Here is a 24554-nt window from a genome sequence, read left to right on the forward strand (position 1 = left end):
CGAAGCCGCGGATATCTCAGAAGCCTCTGGAATCTCACTTGATCAAAATCTGAGGCTGGATCTGAGTGCGCTCACTGCTGGCGGCGTCCCAATTTGCACTGAGAACGCAACACTCACTGCTCGGCCCGCACGACAAGAGGAAATCGCTACGTTCAAGCGCGCGTCGAAACTAGCGCCGGCCTCAGACCAACCTACGATGGTTTTCCTCATCCAGTTGGACGGCTTGGTGATTGCCGCCTCGATTCCGCTGGCTAGCCGTCATGGTCGGGCTTCGCACAATTGAAGGACAGGACATAGCTTCGCTGAACGGTAAATTGGACAATGTGGGCCGGTGCGGATAGCCCACTCGGGCAACGAGTACCCATTTAGGCAAGAATCCGGAGGACGCGGCTATATCGTGGAACGCACCTTTGCCTCAGTCTAACGATTGTACTCGATCTTTATGAACGGAGCGATCACACGCCTGATCCAGCCGAAGCGCGCATATTCCGCAAACTCAAGAACGTAGACCGGCCATGTCGAACGGGCGAAAAATCGGATATGCCATGTCCCATCCCGCGGAACGATTGTTTTCTGCAGATCGAATGTCACGGGAAGATGCAAATTCAATGGCGCGAGGTCCATCGATGATTGAAGCACCATCGTGCCATCTGGTGCAATCAATTCAACGCCGATCATCCCGTCGTGAATTCCTTCTGACGACAATGCACAAGTCAGGCTCTTAAGTTGCCCTTGCTTGAGATGAACCGGATACTCCGCATACGCCATATCGTGAATCGAGTCGGACAGTTCCAGATAACTCGAATTCGAGCGTATCTTGTTCTTGATAATATGCTGCCGGATGTCCTCGAACGCCGGCGAAACCCGCGGCCAGATATCTTCTCGCGGCCGGTGCGGCCGATAGCGCTGATTGCGCCGCGATCTGGTGCGCATCTGCGAAAGCTGCAGCAAGCTCGCACGAAGCGACTCCGAGCTCGCAACATTGCTCCCGGCAGAAACAGAGAAACATAGTTCCTTGAGTCTGCTCTCCACGACAGTTGGGGTAATTGCCGGCGCCCTTCGAAGAATCTCGTTCATTACAACGAGGTTTTGTTCGCCCGAAAATTGCGTCCGGCAAAACGCCGCATTCGTCTCCTTGTAGCCTTCCCATGTTCCACGGGCAGAAAGAAGGCCTTGCAGTGCATTCAGCCACGCCCGCGGTTCATTTGCAGGTTCGACGCGAACGGCCGCCCCATCAAACTCCACGAGATCATAGGGCGGATCATTAGGCGCAACCAAAACAGCATCGAGAACATAGGCACATAGCGCTACATTCAAAGTTTTGTACTTGTTATTGAGCGTCTTGCTGGGCGCATGCACAAGAATATCCGGACGGAAGGACGCGATCTGAAATACAGCACGTGTCCAATCGACTTCAAGAGGGAGAAGTGTCGTTTGAATGTTCTCGTTGACCTCATCCGCAGCTCTGAAATTATCAAAGTCCTCGGCCCAACAGCCGCCAATGATGACATGAATCGGCCGGCTCTTGGTTGCGATCTGTCTCAGCGCAGGCAGCACGCAATTTTGCAAGCCCTTCTGACGGTGTCGTCCGCCCATTGAAGCTACAACTAACTCATTTGCCACTTTCTTGGGGGAGGCCAGAATCTCTGGAGGCGCCGCAGCATAACTTACCGGAAAAAGCTGCACATTCGGGTGAAGGAGATTTGCTTCGAAGTACTCTACAAGCATCGGCGAACTTACCAATATGCCAGTGAAATCCCGAAGCCGGACGCGCAGTTGATTCGCTTCGAATATCTCCGAACCGGCAAATGTTACGCCTTCCTTCGATACCAATTCGGGAAGATTGTCATCGAGAAAATAATAGATCGGTATTTTCAAGCGCTTTGCCGCAGCGGCCCAAGCATCGTTTGCAGCAAGATATCGTACGACAATAATGCAAGAAGCGTTGGCAATTTCTGCCAGTGGAAAGGCACCTGACGAACGTATAATACGAATCTTGCTTCGCAATATTGGCGGCAAGTAGTCAAAGCAAAGCGTTGTTGATGCGTCGTGATTAGGTGTCAGTACGAAAATGACTTTATTATCGTCACCACTTATCAAATCTCTTAGATTAGTCTCCCCTCTCTGCTCATACTTGACTCTAAGCTCTAAGATCATCATGCGTGTTCGCGATGAGAGCTCGGGCGTGACCGCAAAAACATCAAGGTCGAGATACTCTTGAGGCTTCAGATTTCGTAAACTACCTCGCATCCACTCCTCGCTCGCGTCAAACGAGAGAAAATGCGTCCTTCCCAGCGAATCATCGGTCTCAGGACCGGTTACCTCTCCTACATCTACCTCTACATGATGCAGTAGATAGTGTTCTCCAATTCTGCGCCAGAGATCCCAATCACATACCCTAGTCATCAAGATGTGAGGATCATAAAGCCCGACCCGTTCAATGACATCGCGATGCAGAAGCACCGCACAATTCGGAATTGAATTCCAACTCCGCAGGTTATTCGAAGTTAGTGGCACGCCAAGGCGAACCTTTTGCGTAACGCCTCCGCGCCCTTCCCGCTGCATAACGCTTCCGAAACAGACCCTGCCCGGATTATCGAGGCTGTGCTCAAGCAATTTTTCCAGCGCGTCCGGATAGAAGAAATCGTCATCGAATGCGAACGCGATGTAATCGGCGCGTGCCTTCATGAAGGCTTCAAATTCGGAAATAGCGGGCAAGCCGATGTTGAGGGGATGCCGCAAGCAACTGATGCGCCCATCCCGCTGCATGAATTCCGCAATCTGATCGGCGGTGCCGTCCGTGCTCGCGTCGTCGACAATGATCAGTTCAATGTCCCGCAGCGTCTGATTAAGAACCGATTCAACGGCCTTCCGAAATAAGCCGCTAGCACCGCGCCGGAACGTCGGCAGTAGTACCGAAATTGCCGGCTTCTGCTCCTCCGCATATTCCGACCCTGGAATCCAAACTGTATTCTGAACTAAGTCTCTGACCTTCATATTGTCCTACACTTCGCAGATGCAGTTGTCTCTGTCCCAACAATACTGCCGGCTGGCGCACGCACTTCGGAAAAGCCCAAAAGCATTGTTTCTGGTATAGACGCGGAACTATATTGTTCACCGCTCCCGAACAGGTTGGTATCCCAGAAAGGCAGTGATTTGGATGGAGAAAATCGACGAGCTCGCCGCACTCAAGAACCGCAATGCGGAACTGGAGGCAAGAATGAATCTGGTCACCGCGCTTCTGCAAGATGCGATGGCGTCCCCGGGATGGCGAATTGTGCATCGATACAGGAAACTTGCTGATAAATGGCGATGGCGCAAGTCACGCGGCGAAAGCGATGCATAACAATTATGGCCGATATCTCTTATAGAGAGCATTCTCTCACCCTTTCGATCATCGTGTTGAACTGGAATCTCGGAAGGATGACGCAGGAGTGCCTTGCGAGCATCCGGGCCCATACATCGAACGTGGAATACGAGATCATCGTCGTCGACAATGGAAGCAGGCCTGATGAAAAGTCGACGGTTCGTGATGCCTGTCACCTTCATGACGCACGGCTGATTGAACTTAATCAGAACCTTTTCTTTGGAGAAGCAAATAACATCGGCGCCGAGGCTGCGCGCGGCGATGCTATTCTGTTTCTGAACAACGATGTCGTGGTGACGCCTGGCTATATCGGCCCGCTCCTTCATGCGCTTGAGACTGCCCATCGCGCTGGAGCTGTGGGAGCCGAATTGCGATATCCAAATGGTCAACTGCAGGAGGTCGGCGGTTATGTTCGTCCGGATGGCTGGACGATCCGTCACGGTCTCGCGCGGTCACCCGCGAGCGTTCTATCTGAGCCGGGCTTACACATCGTCGATTACTGCTCCGCAGCATGCCTTTTGCTGCGCCGTGATACATTTTTGGCTGCAGGCGGATTTGATCCATTGTTCGACCCCGGATATTTCGAAGATGTTGATTTAATGTTGCGCCTTCGCGCTATGGGTCTGTTCACCTACTGCTGCGCGGGTACCACGGTTATCCACAAAGAAAGCGCAACGTCGACAGCGATCTGGAGCAACCCGCGCCGGGCAGCCATTATTCACCGCAACCATCGCAAGTTTGTCGACAGATGGGGGAAGTTCATCCAGGAGCGCGTATTTGGCACCGCAACGCCGCCGCATTTCGATAGGGTCGACTGGGTCGCGGAACACAGCCGATCCGACGGGACACGCAACCTGCTCCTGCAAGGCTCCGGCCTGATTGGCCGCAATCGCACATGGCTCAGCATTATCAGGGTCGCAAGCGCCCTGCGGGACAGCGCTCACGTCACTTTCGTTGCCGATGAAGCATGCAGCCGCAGCCGCATCTACACCATTGCAATGGCCTGGGGGCAGACGCTCGGCGAGTTTTCCATCGCAAGAACATCCGATGTCAAATATCAACCGGATGACACCATGGCGTTCATTCGCGTCAACGATCACGGTGACGCAGAAATCGTTTCAGGCGAAGGTCCGCTTCTGGAAATTGTAGCAAATTTCCTAAGCACACGCAGTGCGTATAGGCCGTTGTCCGACAACTGAGCAAAGCGTAGAAGTGTGGAATGACGCCTGCTCTCCTTGTTTACGCAATTGTTGCTCTTATGAGAGTCGTCAAATACAATCTGTAGTGGCATTTTATTTGCCGTCAACCTAATAACCGCGCTGGAGCCGACCACGGTTGCTCACACGCTAGGCTAAAATTACCCGGAACCCATTGGGATGACTGTCGTTACTGCTCTCAGAACAGATGGATATTCTCCCATCCTTGTGACCGGCGGCGCCGGGTTTATTGGCGCGAATTTCGTTCTCGATTGGTGCGCAAGCCAGGATGTCCCGGTTGTTACGCTCGACAAGCTGACTTATGCCGGAAATCTGCACAATCTCGCCGGGCTACAAGGGGACAAACGGCACTCGTTTGTTCACGGCGATATAGGTGACGTGGAGTTGGTGCGACCGCTTCTGTCCAAAGTCAGGCCACGCGCGATCGTCAACTTCGCAGCCGAGTCTCACGTTGATCGGTCGATACTCGGCCCGGAGGATTTCATCACGACAAACATTGTCGGAACCTTTCGGCTTCTCGAAACAGTGCGTGAGTACTGGACTATACTCGCACCTCGAGAGAAAGAAACGTTCCGGTTCCTTCATGTTTCAACCGACGAAGTGTATGGATCACTGACGTCCGACGCGAACCCGTTTGACGAGGGCAGCCCCTATTCGCCCAACAGTCCCTATTCCGCGTCCAAAGCCGCATCCGATCATCTCGTGCGTGCGTGGCATCACACTTACGGCCTGCCGGTTGTCATAACCAACTGTTCGAACAACTACGGCCCTTACCAATTTCCCGAAAAGCTCATCCCGCTAATGATCCACCATGCATTGTCCGGCAAGCCCCTTCCGGTTTATGGCGACGGCCTGCAAGTTCGCGATTGGCTGTATGTGAGCGACCATTGCTCCGCCATTCGTGCTGTTCTCCGCGACGGACAAGTTGGCCATACTTACGCGATCGGCGGCGACAGCGAGAAAAGCAATCTGGATGTCGTACACGCGATCTGTGATGCCCTTGACGAGGAGCGTCCGTCCGGGAAAGGCTCATACAGACGACAGGTTACGTTCGTGCCTGATCGGCCCGGCCATGATCGGCGCTATGCCATTAACGCTGCAAAGATACGCCAGACGCTCGGCTGGCATCCCCGCGAGTCATTTGAATCCGGACTTCGCAAGACCGTGCGCTGGTATCTGGACAACTCCGCATGGACCGACAACGTCGTTGCCGGAAGCTATCGCGATTGGCTGGGCCAGAATTACTCCGCACGATGACATCGTCCTCCCCCAAGATCCTGCTTCTCGGTAAAGACAGCCAGCTTGGCTGGGAGCTCCGGCGTTCGCTTAGCACCATTGGCCCACTGATGGCCTGTGACAGACAGTCTGTAAATCTTGAAAATGCAGACGAACTTCGTTCTCAGATCCGGCTTCATCAGCCGGCGTTTATCGTCAATACGGCCGCCTATACCGCGGTCGACAAAGCTGAAACCGAACAAGCGAAAGCATACCAGATCAATGAAACGGCCGTGCGCATCCTGGCGGAGGAAGCATCCCGCCTCGGCTCATGGCTCGTACACTACTCTACAGACTATGTTTTCGACGGTGAGAAAGCCGGTCCCTATACTGAAGAGGATCGGCCTCGCCCACTGAACGTTTACGGTCATAGTAAAGCGGCCGGCGAAGTCGCGATCCGTGATGTTGGTTGTAAATATCTCATCGTTCGCAGCGGCTGGCTTTACTCCGTGCACGGATCCAATTTTCCGTGGGCAATCTTGCGACGCGCGATCGAACGGGATCAGATCGAGGTCGTGGCCGATAGTTTCGGGGCGCCCACAAGCGCCCACCTCGTTGCGGATATCACCGCCGCCATGCTCGGTCAGTTGAACAGCCTTCACAAACCGGAGGAACTGTCCGGAACTTATCATCTGACGGCTTCAGGCGAGACAAGCTGGTATGATTTCGCGCAGTTTCTTCTGGGGCTAGCCCACAATCGTGGTTTGCCGATCAAGGCAAATCCAAATCACGTATTTCCGGTAACAGGCGCAAGTTACGCTGCGGCCGCTATTCGTCCAAAGAATTCAAGGCTGGACACTTCACTGCTACGCGATCGGTTTCGCGTCTATTTACCGGACTGGAAACTACATGCCAGACGCTTCATTGAAGAAGTAGCGAGATCGAGACTGCTATGAAACGGAAAGGCATCGTTTTGGCTGGCGGCTCCGGGAGCCGCCTTCATCCGGCAACATTGTCAATCTCGAAGCAGCTCTTGCCGATCTTCGACAAGCCGATGATTTATTATCCGCTTTCAACCCTTATGTTGGCGGACATCCGCGAGATTCTCATTATCTCCACTCCCCAGGACGTTCCCCGCTTCGAACAGTTGCTGGGCACCGGAAAACAATGGGGGCTAAATATCGAGTATGCTGTGCAGCCGTCACCGGACGGCCTTGCTCAGGCCTTCCTGATTGGAGAAAATTTCATCCGGCAGGCATCAAGCGCGCTGGTGCTAGGCGACAACGTTTTCTATGGCCATGATTTCTCGCATCTTCTGGCTAGCGCCTCGCAACGCAGCAGCGGCGCGACAGTGTTCGCGTATCACGTCCATGATCCGGAGCGTTATGGCGTCGTTGAGTTTGATTCATCAGGAAGGGCTTTGCGGCTCGAGGAGAAGCCCACGCAGCCAAAATCCAACTATGCTGTAACTGGCCTGTATTTCTACGACTCCGAGGTCGTTTCCCTTGCGAAGACGCTCAAGCCGTCGCACCGCGGGGAATTGGAGATTACAGATCTCAACCAACTTTACCTCGACAGGAAGCAGCTGTCAGTCCAGATACTTGGGCGCGGCCACGCATGGCTGGACACCGGCACGCACGAAACGCTTCTTGAAGCGAGCCAATTTATCGCGACGCTCGAGAAACGACAGGGATTGAAGGTGTCTTGCCCGGAAGAGATTGCATGGCGACATGGATGGATCAGCGACGCCAACCTTGAGGAACTTGCTGCTGCGATGAAAAACAACGGTTACGGAAAATATCTGCACGGTTTGCTGACCCACGGAATCTTCTGATGATTGCTGCTGCGCTTGCTATCCCGGAAGTGATCGTGTTCGAGGCGAAGGTCTTCACGGATTCCCGTGGTTTTTTCTTCGAAAGCTTTAATGCGCGCGCTTTCACCGAAGCCGTCGGAAAAGCTGTCACTTTCGTACAGGATAATTTCTCTCGTTCGACGAAGGGCGTTGTACGCGGCATGCACTATCAGGTCGTCCATCCGCAGGGGAAATTTGTTCGTGTGACGTCAGGCGAGGTTTTTGACGTCGCAGTTGATATAAGGCGAAACTCTCCAACCTTCGGAAAATGGGTCGGCGAATATCTGTCAGCGAACAACGGAAAAGCGTTATGGGTGCCTGAGGGCTTCGCCCATGGATTTCTGGTTCTATCCGATACCGCCGACTTTCAATACAAAGTGACCGACTATTGGTATGCTGAACACGAACGATGCCTCCGGTATGACGATCCGGATGTCGCGATCGAATGGCCGTCACTTTCCCCACAATCAAAATCATCCATTCCCCCTGTCCTGTCCGACAAGGACAGACAGGGTGCCCCGCTTCATGCGCTGGAGCCCCTCTAGTTTACGAGACAGTCATGGCAATCCAATTGTTCGTGCCCAATTTTCGCGTTGAAGAATGCCTCGCAGAAATCCGCGAGTGCCTTGAAAAGGGCTGGACTGGCCTCGGCTTCAAAACCGTCGAAATTGAAACGGCGTGGAAGGAATATACGCAACTTCCGCACGCTCATTTCCTGAACTCAAATACAGTTGGCCTTCATCTTGCCTTTGAACTCTTCAAATCAAAATTCGGATGGAACGACGACGACGAAGTCATCACGACTCCGCTGACATTCGTCTCAACCAATCATGCCATTTTGTACGCCGGGCTAAAGCCGGTGTTTGCGGATGTCGACGACTATCTCTGCCTTGACCCAGACAGCGTGATCAAACGCATTACCCCAAGAACGAAGGCCCTCATATTCGTGGGTATTGGCGGAAATTCTGGACAGTATGAGAAAATCCTGGAAATTTGCCGCGCCCGCAACATCAAGCTTGTCCTCGACGCGGCACACATGTCGGGAACGCGTGTTGGCGGAAAACATATCGGCAACGACGCCGATGTCACCGTCTTCAGTTTTCAGGCCGTCAAGAATCTGCCAACTGCAGACTCCGGAATGATCTGCTTCAAAGAAGCGGACGACGACGAGCGCGTTCGCAAGCTGACATGGCTTGGCATCAACAAGGACACGTATGCGCGCACCGCCTCCCAAAGTGCCTATAAGTGGATGTATGATGTTGAGGAAGTCGGATACAAGTATCACGGCAATTCAATCATGGCGGCCATCGCGCTCGTCCAGCTAAAGTATCTGGACATCGACAACGCTTACCGTCGCCAGCTCGCGACATGGTATGGCCAGAATCTCAAGGACAGAAACAATGTCGCGGTTGTGCAGACGGCGCAGGGCTGCGAATCTGCTCAACATCTTCTTCAGATTCGCGTGCAGAATCGCGATGCCCTGATGATCGCACTTAACGAGCACGACATCTTCCCGGGTGTGCATTATCGCGACAATACTGATTATCGGATGTATGCCTTCGCACAGGGTACCTGCCCTAACGCGGCAGGAGCCAGCAAAGAAATTATTTCGCTGCCAATGCATCTTCGCATGACAAAATCCGACGTGGACCGGATATCCGAACTGGTTGTTAAATACGCGCAATGAAGCCGCCAGTCGCACCATTCGGGGATGGCACTGTTACCTTGCGGCTGATCGAAGAGCGTGACCTGACAACGATCCTCGACTGGCGCAACCGGGACGAAGCCCGCGTGTGGTTCAAGACCTCCGGAAAATTGTCACTCGACAGCCACAAGCGTTGGTACGAGCGCTACCTTGCCAAGGACGACGACTTTTTCTTTCTGATCGAGGCAGGCGGAACTCCCGTCGGGCAATGCGGCATTTACGATATTGACCGCACCTGCGGATCGGCGGAAATAGGCCGCTTTCTTGTAGCTCCGGACAAGACGGGACGCGGCTACATCACCCGGAGTTGCGCAGAACTCGTTCGGTTCGGCACAAGAATACTAGGTCTGCCATATCTTTTTCTCGAAGTCATGGAACGGAATGACAAAGCCATCAAAATCTACAAACAGTGCGGCTTCACCGAAGAAAGCCGCTCGGAAGGTTTGATGCGCATGGGCTTTAGATGGAATCACCGGCAATGACTCCTGGGCAACAATTGCTCGCCGACAGCCTGACATCTTGCAGGCTTTGGCGGGTCTGGACCTTTCTAGGCATTCAGGACATCAAGACACGCTTTCGGCGCTCGTTTATCGGACCGCTCTGGATCCTGCTTAATCTCGGGATATTTGTCGGCGCCGCCGGCTTCGTTTACGGCGTGATGTTCGGCCAACCGATGAGCGAGTTTCTGCCTTTTCTGATCACGGGATTCGTCATCTGGGGTTTTCTGCTCTCATCGTTCACCGAGGCTGGCAGCGCATTTGTAGGAGCCGAAGGCTACATCAAGCAATTTTCCTATCCAAAGCAGATCTATCTGCTCCGCGCGCTCGTGACCTACAGCATCATTCTGCTGGTTGGCTTCTGCGCCATCATTCCGATGCAGATCGTCTTCCGGCGATTTGACCTGCTCGGCTGGTTCATTGCGATTCCCGGCCTGGTATTGCTGCTGGCGGCAGCCCTCGCCCATATCGTCATCTCCGCGTACCTGGGAACGCGCTTTCGCGATTGGCCCTATGCCCTCGCCGGGCTCCTTCAGGTGATGTTTTTCGTTACGCCGATCATGTTTCCAATCAAGATGCTGCAGGAAAAGCATCTCGACTTCGTCTACAGATACAATCCGCTTTACTATCTGATCGACATCGTGCGCCATCCCATCTTGACGGGCAGCTTCCCTCCGCTGGAGAACTATGCCTTTGCCCTTCTCTACATTGCAGTGGCCTGGGCCATCGCCATTGTCGTCGCGCGCAAACTCGATAACCGGCTGGTTTTCCTGCTATGACCAATCTTGGTATTCACCTCGACAATGTCGGCATCCGGTTTGAAGGCCAACGCGACGGCGGCGGCATCAAGGATTGGCTTGTCAGCCGCTTTACCGGTCCAAAGCTGAAAGACAGCCAATATGCCGTCGATGCGCTTCGAAACCTCAATCTCCACATTGGTCATGGGGAGCGCGTCGGCTTGATCGGGCTCAACGGCGCGGGCAAGAGTACTCTGCTCAAGGTCATGGCAAAAATTTATCCTCCCACATCGGGCGTTGCCAGGATTCAAGGACACGTCTGTCCCATGTTCGAGTTTGCGACCGGGTTCGAGATGAACCAGTCCGGCCGCGACAACATTCGCATTCGTGGACTGCTTCTCGGCATGTCGCCCGCCGAGATCGAGCAGAAGCTCCCCGAAATAGCGGAATTCACCGAACTGGGCGAATTTCTGGACTATCCGGTACGGACCTATTCGACCGGCATGTTCGTTCGTCTCGCTTTTGCTGTTTCTACCAGCGTCAATCCGGAAATACTCCTGATTGACGAAGTCATGGGCGCTGGCGACATCAAGTTTGCCGACAAGGCCAAGCGGCGAATGTTTGAATTTATGGAACAAGGCAAGATTCTCGTATTTGCCAGTCATTCGCCGGACCTTTTGCGTTCGTTCTGCAAGAGATCAATCTGGCTGGAAGCGGGTTCCATTCGCATGGATGGAAATACCGACGACGTTCTCGATTGCTACACCCGAACCAATCAGCCCACTTCGTAACGGACTCGACTGCTGACCAAATGACGAACATCAACCTCCTCGTCATCATCGAAGCCGAGATCGCTACGACACATCTGATTGAGCAGGTATTAAGAGCCTGCGCGCCGCACGGCATCAGCTATAAAGTCCAGTTTCTGGACAGGCTGGAAAGTTCCGACTTTACCCCAAACGCCCTCCCCTTGTTTATCCGATGCGGCGATCCGCGCGCCTACTCCTGGGCGCAGACTCTTGTCGATGCCAACTACCCGTATCTTTTTTATATCGATGATAATTTCTGGCGGATCGTCGGTGACTCGACACTCGCTGAATATTACCGACACCCCATCGTCAGGCGATCGCTTGAGTTTACTGTCTCGAATGCGACGGCAGTTCTCACGAACTCCGGCGAACTCGCGGGATTTCTTTCGCAATTCAACAAGCAGATTTCTATCCTTCCGACATTCTTCGATTTTTCTCTGATCGAAGATGTAGTGCCGCTGTCCGACGAACGCATCCGGATTGGATTTTCCGGGAGCCCGTCGCGGGTTGACGACCTCGAACTCATCTCCCCAATCGTTGGGCCGATCCTGGAAAGATTTCCGCAAGCCGTTTTCGAATTCGCAGGAGTCCTTCCGAATCGCATTGCGCCCAGCGAAAGAGTCCTGTTTTTTCCCCACACTCCGGATTACAATAGCTACATTCGCTTTCAGGCAGCGCGCAACTGGGCGATCGGCCTCGCACCGCTCATCGATCACGAGGCGAACCGCGGAAAGACCGACAACAAGTATCGCGAATATGGAGCATGCCGATGCGCCGGCATTTATTCCAACATACCTCCGTACAGCGATGTGGTAAAAGATTCGCAGACCGGTCGACTGGTGGAAAATACACCGTCGCTATGGCAACAGGCCATTACTGATCTACTTTCTCACCCTGCAGAACAGGCAGCATTGGCACAGGCTGCGTTTGAGGACGTAAGGGCGCGTTACGATATCTCGCAAGTATCGACGATTTGGGCCACTTTTTTTAAGGACCTTGCCGCACAACTTCCGCGGTCGACCCAATCGTTCGACAAGAAAATTTCGTGGGCAAGAAAACTCCGGCGGCGCGTCGACCGAGCAAGACTCAATTTGTCTATTGTCTATCACGAAGGCGGGGCACCGCTGGTCGTGCGCCGCACCTTCAAGAAAATAATGCTTGCCGGCAAATAGCTTGGACAAAGCAAATCGCGACCTTAGCTAATCGCTGCGGCTTGCCTGAACGCTTTCGTCTGCCACGACCTTCGTGAATCCAAAATCCGGACTGGCTGGCTATGCAGTAATGATCGCACCCGTCTCTGCGCAATTTCCCTGCCAACAGGGGATTTTACAGGAAAATCATCCGATTCCGAGCCTTGAACCGTCGTTGTAACGCGGAAAATGCGGCACCGCAGCCAACTTTTATCTAACAGGGATGTTCATCTATCGATCCGGGATCGTTTTGTACGCCACTGTCCGACCTGTGCTATTTTTCGGCACATGCTCTCGCGGATTGCACTCTGGGCACGTACCATCAAAACGGACGTACATGCCGTCTATCTTGCTGCGCGCGATCCGCGGGTGCCATGGTTTGTGAAAATGCTGGGCATTGCGGTTGCAGCTTATGCACTGTCGCCGATCGATCTTATTCCGGACTTTGTGCCGGTGCTCGGCTATCTCGACGACCTGATCATCGTGCCTCTGGGTATCTGGCTGGTGGTTGCGCTGGTCCCCTCTGAAATAATGACCGAGTATCGCATCAAGGCGCGCGAGGCTGCGGCGCGCCCGACCAGCCGGGCCGGCATGACCGCGATCATCATCCTGTGGCTGGCGAGCGCGTTCCTCGCGGGATGGCTGGGCTATGGCTACTGGACGAAGATGCGCGATCGGTCCGTGCCGATCAGAACCTGACCTTGAGGCCGACATAGAAAGCGCGAGGCCCGGCGGGGCTAACCGAACGGGCGTCCGCGAACTCCGCACCGCCGTTGGCGAAATTGGGCACTGCGTCAGTCTCGAAGAAAGTGCCATAGGTCGAATACCGACGGTCGAAGATATTGTCGACGCGGGCGAATACCTGCACCGACTTGTCGATCCGACATGACGCGTGCGCATTGAACACTGCATAAGAATCGAGTTTCGGAGCCTGGTTGGAATCGGTCACTGACGAAATACTGGCTACTGACGAACAGCGCATCGCCCCCGATCTTGAAGGGCCGGGCATCTCGCTCATTCCTTAGATCTCTGCAAAATTTGCTGTTTCACCAGCCCGATATCCCGCACGCGACGTGACACGCTCAAGATATGGAGCGGCGCTGTCGCAGATGCCCACGCCGTAGTCAATCGCCCATGTCAGACAGGTCGCCAGCAATATGTCGGCCGTGGTGAACTGACTTCCCATGAGATATTTGCGGCCGTCGGACAGGGCAACATCAACGTGGCGGAGTTGCTCGCGAAAATACTCGCCCGCCTTTGTCACCACCTGCGGAGCTTCGCCATAGATATGCGCCAGCCCCTTGTTGGTGCCATGCCGCCTCATGACATAGAGACTGGTTGAATCCAACTCGGTCACGATGAAGAAGCACCATTCCAGCCACTTCGCGTAAAGCTTTGGACAGTCCGGAACAAGAGCACAATCGGATCTTTGGTGTTTGTTGGCGAGATAAGCGACGATAGCTGCGCTTTCCCCAATAGTCAGGTCACCATCCTGCAAAAGCGGAATCTTCTGGCGCGGATTCAGGGCAGTATACTCGGCGGTCTTGGTCTCCCCTGATCGCGGCAGAATGGGCCGCGACGTGTACGAAAGATCGAGTTCATGAAGCGCCCAGTGCGCACGAATCGTGCGTGATGTGCCTGCGCCCCAGAGAATGAGTTCGTCCGCCATTTTACCATGCCTCCACTGAAGGGCGCAGATCGAGTTCATGAGTCCAGCCGTCCCTGGATTGCTGGTGAGCAAACCAGTACGCTTCGGCGATGGACGCCGTCTTGGTCAGGCTGTCGGGTGGAATCTCGGTGGCGCTGATTCCAGTTGCAGCCTTCATGCGCTGATGAATGGCTTCGCTGTCGACGCCTGCGTCGATGAGGAGGTGGACGACATGAATGTTCTTCGGTCCAAGTTCACGGGCCATCGCCTGAGCGACGGCGCGCAAGCCGAACTTCGCCGCCGAAAATGCCGCAAAGCCCTTTCCGCCCCGAACGCTGGCGGTTGCGCCGGTGAAAAGCATCGTCCCGCGTCCACGCGTCAACATGTGCTTCGCCGCCTCGCGGCCCACAAGAAAGCCCGCGTAACACGCAAGTTCCCAAGCCTTGAAAAACAGTTTTTCGGTCGTCTCCAGTAGCGGCTTGTTTACGTTCGATCCGGCGTTGAAGAGACAAACCTCGATCGGGCCGACCTCCTTCTCGACATCCGCAAACAATTTCCGAACCTCCTCCTCCTTGCGCGCATCGACACCGTACGCACGGACGTCGTATCCCTCCGCTTTCATCGAATCGACAAGTCCCTGCGACTTGCCGGCATCACGCCGGGCAACGCAGACAGCGTAACCGCCTTTTGCAAATCTCTGCGCAACGGCTGCGCCGATCGCATCGCCTGCGCCCACAAGAAGCGCGACCTTCACTTTATCCGTCACTTTTTTTCTCCGGAAACTGAAACCGTTCGTCTCATTCAACCTGCAACCCGCACCGATTTATCAGCAATCATCGCATCGATGGCGCTGTCGCTGTAGCCGAGATCGCGCAGCACGGTGCGCGAATGCTCACCGACCCGCGGCGCCGGGCCGCCGATGGCGGCCTTGTTGACCTCGAAGATCGCGGCAGGCTTCGGCTGCCGCACCCGCCCCACCGTCGGCTGGTCGAATTCCTCGATCAGGCCGCGCGCCACCACCTGGTCGTTGCCGATAATCTCGCTGCGGCGCAGGATCGGAGAACACGGCACATCGGCGGCATCCAGACGCTCCAGCCATTCGGCGGTGGTGCGCTGACTGATGTATTCCTGCATCTTGTTGATGCGCGCGGTGGCGTTGACGAAACGCGCGCTCGGCGTCGCGAAACGCTCGTCTTTCGCAAGCTCCGGATCGCCCGAGGCCTTGCAGAAACCCTGCCATTCGGAATCCGAAATGGTGCCGGCGGTGATATAGCCGTCCAGTGTCTGAAACACGAGGTCAGGCCGGTCGTTCGGGTCTCCCGCGGCCGCTTCGGAGCCGACAACGGTGTATTGCATCATGCCTTCCGGCCACAGATACGAGATCATGGTGTCCAGCATCGCCACCTGGATGTGGTCGCCCTTGCCTGTTTTCTCGCGGGCATACAGCGCCGACGAGACCGCCTGCGCCGTGAAGACCGAGGTTGTCTTGTCGCAGACGATGGTCCGGATCATCTGCGGGCGGTTGGTCACCGGCTGTGACTGGATGTCGGCAAAGCCCGACAGAGCCTGAATGATCGGATCGTAGACCCGCTTCTTGACGTAAGGACCGCTGTCGCCGACGCCCGAGATCGAGACATAGATCAGCCGCGGATATTTCTTGCGCAGCTCTTCCTGGCCGAGTCCCAGGCGCTCCATGGTGCCGGGGCGGAAATTCTGCACCAGCACGTCTGCCTGCGACGCCAGCTTGGCCAACACCTCGCGGCCCGCATCGCTCTTGATGTCGATCGACAGCGAGCGCTTGCCGCGATTGCACGACACGAACAGCGCCGAGAACTCACCGGCCGCGTCGATCAGCGTCCGGCTCCGCCGCGTGCCATCGCCGCTGGTCGGCTCGATCTTCAGCACATCCGCGCCCTGATCGGCCAGAAACATCGTCGCATAGGGACCCGACACCACCGCCGTCAGATCCAGAACGCGCACGCCATGAAGGGGACCGGGCATTGCTCTACTTCCCAAGTTGACATTTCATTTTAGGATTCCGCATCGCCGCGTATCAGACGCTCAAATAAGTTCGCCTGACATCGTCATTTGCGATCAGCGATTGCGTGTCGCCGGAGAATTGAACCTGCCCCTGACTGAGCACATAGACATGGTCAGCCAGCTGGGTCGCGAGATGATAATTCTGCTCGACCAGAAGAATGGGCGTCCCGGATGCCTTGATATCCTTGAGCACCGCTTCGAGCTTTTCGATAATCACCGGCGCCAGACCTTCGCTGGGTTCATCGAGAATCATCAGGTCCGGACCGGCCACCAGCGCCCGCCCAATCGCCAGCATCTGCTGTTCACCGCCCGACAGTTGTCCGCCGAGACTCCTGCGCCGTTCGGCAAGGCGAGGAAATATTTCGAACACATAGTCCACGGGCTTGCGCCGAGGCCGGTGTTTCGACGCACCATAGGCAATAGCCAGATGCTCCTCGACGGTGACTGTCGGGAAAATGCCACGATCCTCCGGTACGAAAGCGATACCCGACTTCACGATCCGATGCGTCGGCAGCCGTGTGATATCGTCGCCATTGAACTCTACGCGGCCGCGACGCGCGGGGGTCAAGCCCAATATTGAGCGCAGCGTCGTCGTCTTCCCCGCACCATTCCGGCCGAGCACCGCCACGCACTGCGCTGTCGCCACGGAGAGATCGATGCCTTGCAGGATATGGCTTTCGCCATAATAGGTATGAAGATGCTCAACCTTAAGCATGATGCTGCCCCAGATACGCCTCTATCACCTGAGGATTGGACTGGATCTCGTCCTTCGTTCCTGTCGCGAGCACCTTGCCGTAACTCAGCACCGTGATGACATCGCAGATCGCAAATACGACATCCATGTCGTGTTCGACGAGAACGATGGTCAACTCGGACGACAGCCCATTGATCAGCTTGATGAGACTGGCGCGCTCGTCGGGCGACGTTCCGGCCGCCGGTTCGTCCATCAGCAGGATTTTCGGCTCCGCACATAGCGCGATCGCCACTTCGAGCTGGCGCTTCTGTCCATAGGACAGTTCGTTGACGTTCCGATGAAGCACGGTGTCCAGATGCATTTGTTCGGCCGCGAGGTGGGCCTTGCGAATGATGTCAGAAAATGACCGGCACGAGCGGAATATGGAGTGCCGAGACCTATCGAACGCCTGACACGCAACGCGGAGGTTCTCAAGAACGGTGACGCTTTCAAGCAGCATGTTCTTCTGGAACGAGCGCGACAGACCGCCTCGTGTGACAAGGTCCGGCCGTCCCTGCTGCACCGGAACGCCATGAATGAGAATTTCGCCGCTGGTCGGCGGCTGCCATCCCGTGATGATGTTGAATAGCGTGGTCTTGCCCGCGCCATTCGGCCCGATCACCGCGTGGCGCTGGCCCGACGGCACCTTGAGATCGAGATCACAGATGACCTGAAGCCCGCCAAAGGCCTTACGCAAATTCCTGATTTCGAGCGAACTCATTTCCGCTTTCCAATCAGTGTGCTGACGGCGCCGAGAACGCCGCCACGGAAAAAGGCAACCACAAGCATGAAGAAGATACCGAAGAATAAATTGTACTCTTCGGTGATCATGCTTAGCGCCTGCTTGACGACGACGAAGACTGCGGCGCCCACAAAGGGACCGAGGATGACGTTGGCTCCGCCGATGATAACCATCAGCACGCCCTCGCCGCTCATCTGCCAGCTCATCGCATCCGGATTGACGAAATAAGTGTACTGCGATTGCAAGATGCCTGCGACTGCACAAATCACGGCGGCCAGCGCGAACGACCCGACCTTGTAGTTCGCCACCGCATAACCCATCGACATCATGCGGCGTTCGTTTTCACGAATGCCGACGAGGATGCTTCCAAAAGGCGACGTTACAATCCGCCACAGCATCAGCAGCGCCAGAACCGAAATGCCCAGAATGTAATAGTAGAAGATGGTGGGGCTGTCCGCGCTCACTTCCAGCCATGACAGATCTGGGCGCGGAATTCCCGTCATGCCGTCCGAACCGTTGGTCCAGCGCAACTTGATCGCCGTCCCGTAGAACATCTGCGAAAATGCCAGCGTGATCAGAAGAAACTCGACGCCGCGGGTCCGGGTGCAAACTGCACCGATCGCCGCAGCGATCATCGCAACCACCACAAGTGTGACCGGGGCAGACACCCATAGCGGCCATCCGAGTAACGCCGTTCCGATCGCGATACCATATCCGCCGAACCCGAGAAACATCGCCTGCCCGAGCGATACAAGACCCGTGTAGCCGGTCAGAAGATTGATGCCGGACGCAAATACGCCCGCGATCATAACTTCAACCGCCAGTGTCATGACATAGCCGGATACGAACGACGGCAGAGCGCACAGGACTGCCGCAAGAATGACGAACAAGGTGGCGTACACGCGACGCGAAGTTGGAAGCGGTAGACGCTTCGGCGCACCGATTCTCTTGCCTTTTGTGAGGATGGCATCCGCGCTCATGCAACCCTCCCTACTGCGCCAAAAAGGCCGTGTGGACGAAAGATCATCACTGCAATCAAAAGCGCGTAGATCGCAAAAAGCTCCGCTTCCGGCAGAAATGCCTGTGTGAAGGTGTCGGTCATCCCGACGATGAGCGATGCGTAGAACGATCCTTTGAGATTGCCGAGTCCACCCACCACCACGACCACAAAGGTGGTGACGACAATTCCGATGCCCATGTTGGAATAGATACTCATGACGGGGGCCGAGATGACTCCCGCAAAGCCGGCGAGCGCGGAGCCGAACCCGAAGACCAACGCAAACAGAACATTAATGTTGATGCCGAGCGCCGTGACCATCTCCCGGTTATCGACTCCGGCCCGCAGCGTGGCGCCAACCAGCGTACGGTCGATCACCAGGACGAGCGCGACGGCAACGGCAATGCCAACAGCAATAATGAATAGACGATAAAGTGGGTACTCGATGCCCAGCAAGGCAACGCGGCCCTTCAGGAAATCAGGCATGGCGATACTGTGAAATGCCGAGCCATAAATATACTCAACTGCACCCGCCGTCGCGAACAGCAGGCCGAACGTGAGCAGTGCAAGATCGAGATGCGTTGAGCGGCCGCGCTGAGCCAGCGGCTGCAGGACAAAGAACTGCAGAAGAAAGCCGGCCACAAACGGCAACAGCGGACCTATCAGCAGCGCGAGCCAGAACGAGCCCGTCTTGTTGGCGACGACCAGCCCGAAATAGGCGCCCATCGTGAAAAACGCACCATGAGCCAGATTGAGAATGTTCATCAGCCCGAAGATCAGCGTAAGACCGACCGCGAGCAGGAACACCAGCATGCTCAATTGCACGCCATTAAGAAGCTGAATCAGAAAGAGCTGCATATTTCACACAAATTCGAGAAAGCGCGCGCTTCGCTGGACGCGAAGCTCGCCCCGGATCAGAATGATTTCGTGCAACCCGGCAGATCGCCGGCACCCGGAAACTGATCCAGCGATTTGCGCTGCATTTTCCCATCGGGGCCCTTGACGATTTCGATCACGTAGACCTTCTCGAGCAAGGCGCTGTTTTGCGCATTGAATTTGATCTTTCCGCGCGGGGCATCGAACGTTAGGTCCCGCATCGTGGAGATGAACTTGGTGCGATCTTCGGGCATCTGACCGCCAAGTTTCTCAAGAGTCAGCATGATCGCCTTGCCGTTGTCATAGCCAAGCTCGGCGCTGACATCCGGATCCTGCTTGTACTTCGCGTTGTAAGCCTTCACGAACTTCTGGTTCGCTTCGGTGGGAATGCCCGGATAATGCGTGGCAACATGCTGGGCATTCAAAGCCAGATCTCCCAAAGCTGGCCATAATGCTTCGTCGTAGACCCAGTGATCACCGATCAGGGGGATCTTAGATCGCAATCCGAAATCGGCGTGCTGCTTGACAACCTGGATTGCTTCCGCACCCGCGTAGAAGGCGTAGATAATCTGCGCGCCGGAGTTTCCAGCCTGAGTCAAAGCAGCGCTGTAGTCCTTGGTCTTCTGGAATGGCGTCCAGATTTCCTCGATCACTTTGCCGCCGTTGTCCTCAAAACCACGTTTGAACCCGCCGATGAATGCGCGGCCAGCCGAATAGTCAGGGCCCATGGTGACGGCGGTCTTCACGCCCTTGGAAGCCCAATACTTGCCGGAGGCGTATTCGAAGCCGTTGGCGCTAAACGACGTGCGAGCGATATAGGGGCTGCAGAATTTTCCAGTAATCTCATCGGCGAATGCGTTGACAAAAACCATCGGCATTTTGTTCTTGTCAGCAAGTTCCGAAATCGCGATGCCGACATTGGAGCCGACGACACCTGCAACCAGATCGACCTGGTCGGATTGAACGAACTTGTTGAACTTCTGCACGCCCACGCTGGGCGTCAGTTCGTCGTCGGCGCGAATGATCTCGATGGGTCGTCCGGATGCTTTGTTGCCGTATTCCTCAAGCGCTATCTGGAAGCCCTGATCAATATTGACTGCAAGAGGCGCATAGACCCCTTTGTAGGGCAGCATGAGGCCGATCTTGATCGGTGACTTTTCCTGTGCATGCGCCGGCATGCTGGCCGATGTCGCGAGGCCTATCGCTGCTGCAAAGCCTATGCGCGTGTATCCCTTGAAAGAAATTGTCATCCCGCTCTCCCTAATGCCGGGCTGCTTCGCCCCTAATTCCCGCTTGAGCCACGGCCATGCGGCCACAGATGCGTGGATTTTTATGGGATAGTGTTAGATCGGGAGGCTGGTCCTGACTTGCAGGATAGCGCCAAGGCTTGCGGAAAAACGCCATTTAGTCCGGGACAAGACGGCGGCGCTCATCAGAGAGGGCGGTTTATGACAGGCAGCGCTGGCGGAACGAGGATGGAGTCACGCCGGTCGCCTTCTTGAAACTTGTCGAGAAATGCTGGGCGTGACTGAAGCCGGTCGCAAGGGCCACATCGACGATGCTGTCCTCCGTTTCTGACAGCCGCCGCTTCGCCTCATCGATCCGAAGCGAAAGAACGTATTTGTACGGCGTTGCGCCGACGCTTTCCTGAAACGCACGCAGGAAATGCCGCTTGCTCAGACCGGCGATCTCCGAAAGTTCCCCAAGACAGATCGGCTGGGTGAGGTTCTCCCGCACATATTCCTCAAGGCGTCGGAGACTCCGACCCGGTAAACCGCCACGCAACTCATTGGATGGCTGCTGGCTTCTTTCGCTTACCCGAGAAATGTGCGCCAGTGCCTGAATCGACCACCCCTCCGCCATGAGGTTGAAAACATTATCCGGCGAGGCTGCCTCCCGGCAAAGTTCCGCGAGGCCGCGGGTCAATCCGTCGTGCTCAAAAGCGACTGTCGGATTGGTGATCGCATGCTGGAGGCGTTCGCCTACGAAAGACGGATTCAGGAATACGACCGTGTAGTCGAGGGTAGGCCCGACGTTCCACTCGCCTTCGATTTCGATAGCCGCGGGAAATATCGCGAGCTTCGACTTGCCCGGAAACCGGCGCTCAACCGGACGCCCATCAATTGTCGCTCTCAGGCGTTCGGCTCCCTTGCCGAACCAGAACAGCGACAGCTCCGGCTGTCGAAAATGCCAATGCATTCGCCCAACCGTTTCTCGGCGAAGAACTTCGATCCGCATGCTTGGCGTATCGGTAATGACAGACGACACAAGATCGCCTCCGACCAGCCGAACATAGTTCTCGCCGACGCTTCCCATCCCAAACCTCGTTCCAACGCGAGTTCCAAGACAGAATGCACTAAATAAAGGGAAGAAGCGAGGCGGTTTGTTGCTGCGCCGCGGCATTCATTTGCGAAGGAGACCTGCGCGAATGCAAACTGGAGCCCGATTCGATAGCATCCACATCAGCCGCCGATATCGAGTTAATCTTGGCCGATGCTACGCTGACAGCTAAGACCGACAATGCCGTACTCGATGCTTGTGTTATCGGTACCTAGGTCGAGCGCGCAAACTCTGCAAACTCGCAAACATGTGGGCGCCTATCTAGACTTGTCGGCTTCACGTTTTGGAAGACTCCCTCCGCTTCGCGAACTCCGCGAACCAAGGTACACAATCCGGATTCGCCATGGCGTCGAGCTTGAACACCTGCTCGGGCGGCGTTCCCATCAGTAGTTTCTTCACCGGCAACTCCATCTTCTTACCGGAAAGCGTGCGGGGGATGGCACTCACCTGAAAGATATCGTTGGGCACATGGCGGGCTGACAGCGCCGTCTTGATGGCCTCGCGAAGGCGCTTTTCGAGTGGCGGATCAAGGTTCAGGCCCTCTCGCAACACTAAGAAGAGTGGCATGTAGCTTTCGCGGCCCAAATATTCGAGATCGACCACGAGACTGTCGAGCACTTCGGGTTGCGCTTCAACGGCGCGGTAGAGCTCGGAGGTGCCCATGCGGATACCGTAGCGGTTGATCGTGGCGTCACTCCGGCCGTAGATGATCGCGCCGCCGCTCGGGGTGATGCGAACCCAGTCGCCGTGACGCCAAACGCCTGGGTACATGTCGAAATAGCTGTCGTGGTAACGCTGATTCTCCGGGTCGTTCCAGAAATAGAGCGGCATCGATGGCATGGGCTTAGTGCAAACGAGTTCGCCGACTTCGTTAGTCAGTGGTTCGCCCTTTTCATTCCATGCTTCGATTGCCGCACCAAGGCAGCGGCACTGCATCTCGCCTTCCACCACCGGCAGCGTCGGCAAGCCAGCGATGAAAGCACCGGCGAAATCGGTGCCGCCCGATATCACCGACAGCCAGATGTCTTTCCCCTCAACCTTGGGCACGTGGTCGTACGCCCAGCGGTAGCACTCTGTAGCAAGCGGGGAGCCCGTGGCACCGAGGGCACGCAGGTGCGTGAGCTTCAGTATTTCCTTTGGTTTCACCTCGGCTTTGAGGCAGTTGGCGAAGAAGGCACTGCCGGCGCCGAAGAAGGTCGCCTTGGCTTCGTCGACGAAACGCCACAGCGTGGACCAGTCGGCATTTCCGCTCTTTCCCGCCGGACTGCCATCGTAGATGCAAATCGTCGTGCCGAGCAGCAGGCCTGCCACTTGCGAGTTCCACATGATCCAACCTGTAGCACTGTACCAATGGTAGCGGTCGCCGGTCTCGACCGTGGGACCCAGGTTGTTGTGCAGGCCAAGCATCTTGATCGCCTCGAGCACTACACCGCCATGGCCATGCACGATGGGCTTCGGCAAGCCGGTCGTGCCGCTGGAATAGACGACCCACAGCGGGTGGTCGAAGGCGACCCACTTGGGCATGAGTGACGCGTCATCGGCAGTCAGGGTGTCGAAGTCGTGCGCCTGCCGGGACGCCGAGGCCAAACGGCCGTGCTTCGCGTTCACATCCAGATAGCGCCACAGCACCACATGCTGCACGCTTGGCAGTTCGGCCAATAAGCCTTCTAGCACCGGCAGCCGGTCGTGTGATGTGCCGCCGTACACATAGCCATCGCAAGCGATCACGACCTTGGGGGCGATTTGGCGGAAACGGTCAAGCACCGCGATTGGCCCCATGTCGGGAGAACACACCGACCACACCGCGCCGAGACTCGCCACCGCGAGAAAGGCCACTGCCGTTTGCGGCGTGTTCGGCAGGAAGGCGACAACCCGGTCGCCGGCTTCGACGCCGAGCGTCTCCAGATGCGCTGCGAGCGATGCGACCTGCCGGCGCAGCTCGGGCCAGCTTAGCTCCTGCATCTCGCCGCGTTCGTGCATACGCTCATTCTGAAACACGATCGCGGGGTGACCTGCGGCATGCGCCGCGTCGGCGTGGCTAAACACCCGCTGCACGTAGTTGAGCTGCGCCCCGGGAAACCACCGAGCGCCGGGCATCTTGTCTTCCACCAAGACAGTGCTGTACGGCGTCGGCGACTGAATGTCGAAGTAGTGCCACACCGACGACCAGAAGGCATCGAGCTCGTTCACCGACCATCGCCAAAGCGCTTCATAGCCTTCGGTGGTTCTCGGATCGAAGTGCAGCCCGCGCTCTCGCTGGAGCCAACGCGTGTAGCGGGTGATCTGCGGTTCGGGCAAGGTCGTCATGTCAAGACTTCTTCAACTCTCGGTGTCGATGTCGGCGGAGTGCCATTGGTCGCCCAGTGGCGGTTGGCCGTAACATGCCAAACCGAAAGCGACGACACCATCGGATAACCAGAGGCAACTGCTGTTCGCATGGATGATTAAGACTTACGTCAACGCGTCGGCTGCGGCTATTCGGGCTACGCGGCCATTGTGTCGAGCGGCTCGCGCTCGACACAATGGTTTATTCTGACGAAGATGAACGTTCTTCGTTCAGTCCCGGATTTCCTAGGTTAATGCCAAGCT

24 protein-coding genes are annotated in these 24554 nt (G+C 56.0%); 12 read left to right on the plus strand and 12 right to left on the minus strand.

Annotated features, from left to right (window positions below; genetic code table 11):
- Nucleotides 1-420 precede the first annotated feature (420 nt).
- Entirely contained in the window at nt 421-2997 is a 2577-nt protein-coding gene (locus LVY71_RS18690) for a glycosyltransferase family 2 protein (RefSeq protein WP_235101340.1), read from the minus strand.
- A gap of 163 nt (nt 2998-3160) precedes the next feature.
- Here LVY71_RS18690 and LVY71_RS18695 point away from each other — a divergent pair, with 163 nt between their 5' ends.
- The 12 genes from LVY71_RS18695 (at nt 3161) to LVY71_RS18750 (ending at nt 13288) form a co-directional block, all read left to right on the plus strand.
- Complete coding sequence (locus LVY71_RS18695; protein WP_235101341.1) at nt 3161-3346, plus strand: hypothetical protein; 186 nt, start codon at nt 3161-3163, stop codon at nt 3344-3346.
- A 5-nt stretch (nt 3347-3351) separates the two neighbouring features.
- Nucleotides 3352-4566 (plus strand): glycosyltransferase family 2 protein, encoded by a 1215-nt coding sequence (locus LVY71_RS18700; protein WP_235101342.1) that lies wholly within the window; start codon nt 3352-3354, stop codon nt 4564-4566.
- A 177-nt stretch (nt 4567-4743) separates the two neighbouring features.
- Nucleotides 4744-5841, plus strand: coding sequence for a dTDP-glucose 4,6-dehydratase (rfbB, locus tag LVY71_RS18705; protein ID WP_235101343.1), 1098 nt, complete (start codon nt 4744-4746; stop codon nt 5839-5841).
- On the plus strand, nt 5838-6755 hold the full coding sequence (gene rfbD / locus LVY71_RS18710; RefSeq protein WP_235101344.1) for a dTDP-4-dehydrorhamnose reductase: 918 nt from the start codon (nt 5838-5840) through the stop codon (nt 6753-6755). Before rfbB ends, rfbD begins: the two co-directional genes overlap by 4 nt.
- Nucleotides 6752-7633: a glucose-1-phosphate thymidylyltransferase RfbA gene (gene rfbA, locus LVY71_RS18715; protein WP_235101345.1), complete on the plus strand. Its 882-nt coding sequence runs from the start codon at nt 6752-6754 to the stop codon at nt 7631-7633. The genes rfbD and rfbA overlap by 4 nt, the downstream gene beginning before the upstream one ends.
- Nucleotides 7633-8196 carry a dTDP-4-dehydrorhamnose 3,5-epimerase gene (gene rfbC, locus LVY71_RS18720; RefSeq protein ID WP_235101346.1) on the plus strand — a complete coding sequence of 188 codons (564 nt, stop codon included), beginning with the start codon at nt 7633-7635 and terminating at the stop codon, nt 8194-8196. The genes rfbA and rfbC overlap by 1 nt, the downstream gene beginning before the upstream one ends.
- Before the next feature lie 14 nt (nt 8197-8210).
- Complete coding sequence (locus LVY71_RS18725) at nt 8211-9338, plus strand: DegT/DnrJ/EryC1/StrS family aminotransferase (RefSeq protein WP_235101347.1); 1128 nt, start codon at nt 8211-8213, stop codon at nt 9336-9338.
- Complete coding sequence (locus LVY71_RS18730) at nt 9335-9838, plus strand: GNAT family N-acetyltransferase (protein ID WP_235101348.1); 504 nt, start codon at nt 9335-9337, stop codon at nt 9836-9838. Before LVY71_RS18725 ends, LVY71_RS18730 begins: the two co-directional genes overlap by 4 nt.
- On the plus strand, nt 9835-10632 hold the full coding sequence (locus tag LVY71_RS18735; protein ID WP_235101349.1) for an ABC transporter permease: 798 nt from the start codon (nt 9835-9837) through the stop codon (nt 10630-10632). Before LVY71_RS18730 ends, LVY71_RS18735 begins: the two co-directional genes overlap by 4 nt.
- Nucleotides 10629-11381, plus strand: coding sequence for an ABC transporter ATP-binding protein (locus tag LVY71_RS18740; RefSeq protein ID WP_235101350.1), 753 nt, complete (start codon nt 10629-10631; stop codon nt 11379-11381). Before LVY71_RS18735 ends, LVY71_RS18740 begins: the two co-directional genes overlap by 4 nt.
- Before the next feature lie 20 nt (nt 11382-11401).
- Nucleotides 11402-12571, plus strand: a complete 1170-nt coding sequence (locus LVY71_RS18745) for a glycosyltransferase family protein (protein WP_235101351.1) — start codon at nt 11402-11404, stop codon at nt 12569-12571.
- 405 nt (nt 12572-12976) lie between these two features.
- Nucleotides 12977-13288 (plus strand): YkvA family protein, encoded by a 312-nt coding sequence (locus tag LVY71_RS18750; protein ID WP_502797591.1) that lies wholly within the window; start codon nt 12977-12979, stop codon nt 13286-13288.
- On the opposite strand, the gene LVY71_RS18755 is transcribed toward LVY71_RS18750, so the two are convergent.
- The 11 genes from LVY71_RS18755 to LVY71_RS18805 all read right to left on the minus strand — a co-directional run bounded on the left by LVY71_RS18755 (nt 13278) and on the right by LVY71_RS18805 (nt 24272).
- A complete protein-coding gene (locus tag LVY71_RS18755) occupies nt 13278-13538 on the minus strand; it encodes a hypothetical protein (RefSeq protein WP_349629903.1) in 261 nt (86 codons plus the stop codon). The genes LVY71_RS18750 and LVY71_RS18755 overlap by 11 nt on opposite strands.
- Before the next feature lie 72 nt (nt 13539-13610).
- Nucleotides 13611-14258, minus strand: a complete 648-nt coding sequence (locus tag LVY71_RS18760) for a glutathione S-transferase family protein (protein ID WP_235101353.1) — start codon at nt 14256-14258, stop codon at nt 13611-13613.
- A gap of 1 nt (nt 14259) precedes the next feature.
- On the minus strand, nt 14260-15003 hold the full coding sequence (locus LVY71_RS18765; protein WP_235101354.1) for an SDR family NAD(P)-dependent oxidoreductase: 744 nt from the start codon (nt 15001-15003) through the stop codon (nt 14260-14262).
- Between the two features lie 35 nt (nt 15004-15038).
- The gene (locus LVY71_RS18770; protein WP_235101355.1) at nt 15039-16238 is read right to left on the minus strand and encodes a CaiB/BaiF CoA transferase family protein; all 1200 of its coding nucleotides are present in this window, start codon (nt 16236-16238) and stop codon (nt 15039-15041) included.
- 52 nt (nt 16239-16290) lie between these two features.
- Nucleotides 16291-16992, minus strand: coding sequence for an ABC transporter ATP-binding protein (locus LVY71_RS18775; protein WP_235101356.1), 702 nt, complete (start codon nt 16990-16992; stop codon nt 16291-16293).
- Nucleotides 16985-17731 (minus strand): ABC transporter ATP-binding protein, encoded by a 747-nt coding sequence (locus LVY71_RS18780; RefSeq protein ID WP_235101357.1) that lies wholly within the window; start codon nt 17729-17731, stop codon nt 16985-16987. The genes LVY71_RS18775 and LVY71_RS18780 overlap by 8 nt, the downstream gene beginning before the upstream one ends.
- A complete protein-coding gene (locus LVY71_RS18785) occupies nt 17728-18732 on the minus strand; it encodes a branched-chain amino acid ABC transporter permease (RefSeq protein WP_235101358.1) in 1005 nt (334 codons plus the stop codon). The genes LVY71_RS18780 and LVY71_RS18785 overlap by 4 nt, the downstream gene beginning before the upstream one ends.
- Complete coding sequence (locus LVY71_RS18790) at nt 18729-19607, minus strand: branched-chain amino acid ABC transporter permease (protein ID WP_235101359.1); 879 nt, start codon at nt 19605-19607, stop codon at nt 18729-18731. Before LVY71_RS18790 ends, LVY71_RS18785 begins: the two co-directional genes overlap by 4 nt.
- Nucleotides 19608-19663: 56 nt before the next feature.
- Nucleotides 19664-20875, minus strand: a complete 1212-nt coding sequence (locus LVY71_RS18795; RefSeq protein WP_235101360.1) for an ABC transporter substrate-binding protein — start codon at nt 20873-20875, stop codon at nt 19664-19666.
- A 196-nt stretch (nt 20876-21071) separates the two neighbouring features.
- On the minus strand, nt 21072-22028 hold the full coding sequence (locus tag LVY71_RS18800) for an AraC family transcriptional regulator (protein WP_235101361.1): 957 nt from the start codon (nt 22026-22028) through the stop codon (nt 21072-21074).
- Nucleotides 22029-22241: 213 nt separating this feature from the next.
- Nucleotides 22242-24272: an acetoacetate--CoA ligase gene (locus LVY71_RS18805; protein ID WP_235101362.1), complete on the minus strand. Its 2031-nt coding sequence runs from the start codon at nt 24270-24272 to the stop codon at nt 22242-22244.
- Nucleotides 24273-24554 lie beyond the last annotated feature (282 nt).

The sequence above is a fragment of the Bradyrhizobium sp. G127 genome, assembly GCF_021502575.1.
Classification (GTDB): domain Bacteria; phylum Pseudomonadota; class Alphaproteobacteria; order Rhizobiales; family Xanthobacteraceae; genus Afipia.

What these genes read in the sequence shown, in the direction of transcription:
- LVY71_RS18690 (WP_235101340.1), bottom strand. Translation starts at nt 2,997, where the DNA reads ATGAAGGTCAGAGACTTAGTTCAGAATACAGTTTGGATTCCAGGGTCG.
- LVY71_RS18695 (WP_235101341.1), top strand. Translation starts at nt 3,161, where the DNA reads ATGGAGAAAATCGACGAGCTCGCCGCACTCAAGAACCGCAATGCGGAA.
- LVY71_RS18700 (WP_235101342.1), top strand. Translation starts at nt 3,352, where the DNA reads ATGGCCGATATCTCTTATAGAGAGCATTCTCTCACCCTTTCGATCATC.
- rfbB (WP_235101343.1), top strand. Translation starts at nt 4,744, where the DNA reads ATGACTGTCGTTACTGCTCTCAGAACAGATGGATATTCTCCCATCCTT.
- rfbD (WP_235101344.1), top strand. Translation starts at nt 5,838, where the DNA reads ATGACATCGTCCTCCCCCAAGATCCTGCTTCTCGGTAAAGACAGCCAG.
- rfbA (WP_235101345.1), top strand. Translation starts at nt 6,752, where the DNA reads ATGAAACGGAAAGGCATCGTTTTGGCTGGCGGCTCCGGGAGCCGCCTT.
- rfbC (WP_235101346.1), top strand. Translation starts at nt 7,633, where the DNA reads ATGATTGCTGCTGCGCTTGCTATCCCGGAAGTGATCGTGTTCGAGGCG.
- LVY71_RS18725 (WP_235101347.1), top strand. Translation starts at nt 8,211, where the DNA reads ATGGCAATCCAATTGTTCGTGCCCAATTTTCGCGTTGAAGAATGCCTC.
- LVY71_RS18730 (WP_235101348.1), top strand. Translation starts at nt 9,335, where the DNA reads ATGAAGCCGCCAGTCGCACCATTCGGGGATGGCACTGTTACCTTGCGG.
- LVY71_RS18735 (WP_235101349.1), top strand. Translation starts at nt 9,835, where the DNA reads ATGACTCCTGGGCAACAATTGCTCGCCGACAGCCTGACATCTTGCAGG.
- LVY71_RS18740 (WP_235101350.1), top strand. Translation starts at nt 10,629, where the DNA reads ATGACCAATCTTGGTATTCACCTCGACAATGTCGGCATCCGGTTTGAA.
- LVY71_RS18745 (WP_235101351.1), top strand. Translation starts at nt 11,402, where the DNA reads ATGACGAACATCAACCTCCTCGTCATCATCGAAGCCGAGATCGCTACG.
- LVY71_RS18750 (WP_502797591.1), top strand. Translation starts at nt 12,977, where the DNA reads ATGCTGGGCATTGCGGTTGCAGCTTATGCACTGTCGCCGATCGATCTT.
- LVY71_RS18760 (WP_235101353.1), bottom strand. Translation starts at nt 14,258, where the DNA reads ATGGCGGACGAACTCATTCTCTGGGGCGCAGGCACATCACGCACGATT.
- LVY71_RS18770 (WP_235101355.1), bottom strand. Translation starts at nt 16,238, where the DNA reads ATGCCCGGTCCCCTTCATGGCGTGCGCGTTCTGGATCTGACGGCGGTG.
- LVY71_RS18775 (WP_235101356.1), bottom strand. Translation starts at nt 16,992, where the DNA reads ATGCTTAAGGTTGAGCATCTTCATACCTATTATGGCGAAAGCCATATC.
- LVY71_RS18780 (WP_235101357.1), bottom strand. Translation starts at nt 17,731, where the DNA reads ATGAGTTCGCTCGAAATCAGGAATTTGCGTAAGGCCTTTGGCGGGCTT.
- LVY71_RS18785 (WP_235101358.1), bottom strand. Translation starts at nt 18,732, where the DNA reads ATGAGCGCGGATGCCATCCTCACAAAAGGCAAGAGAATCGGTGCGCCG.
- LVY71_RS18790 (WP_235101359.1), bottom strand. Translation starts at nt 19,607, where the DNA reads ATGCAGCTCTTTCTGATTCAGCTTCTTAATGGCGTGCAATTGAGCATG.
- LVY71_RS18795 (WP_235101360.1), bottom strand. Translation starts at nt 20,875, where the DNA reads ATGACAATTTCTTTCAAGGGATACACGCGCATAGGCTTTGCAGCAGCG.
- LVY71_RS18800 (WP_235101361.1), bottom strand. Translation starts at nt 22,028, where the DNA reads ATGCCGCGGCGCAGCAACAAACCGCCTCGCTTCTTCCCTTTATTTAGT.
- LVY71_RS18805 (WP_235101362.1), bottom strand. Translation starts at nt 24,272, where the DNA reads ATGACGACCTTGCCCGAACCGCAGATCACCCGCTACACGCGTTGGCTC.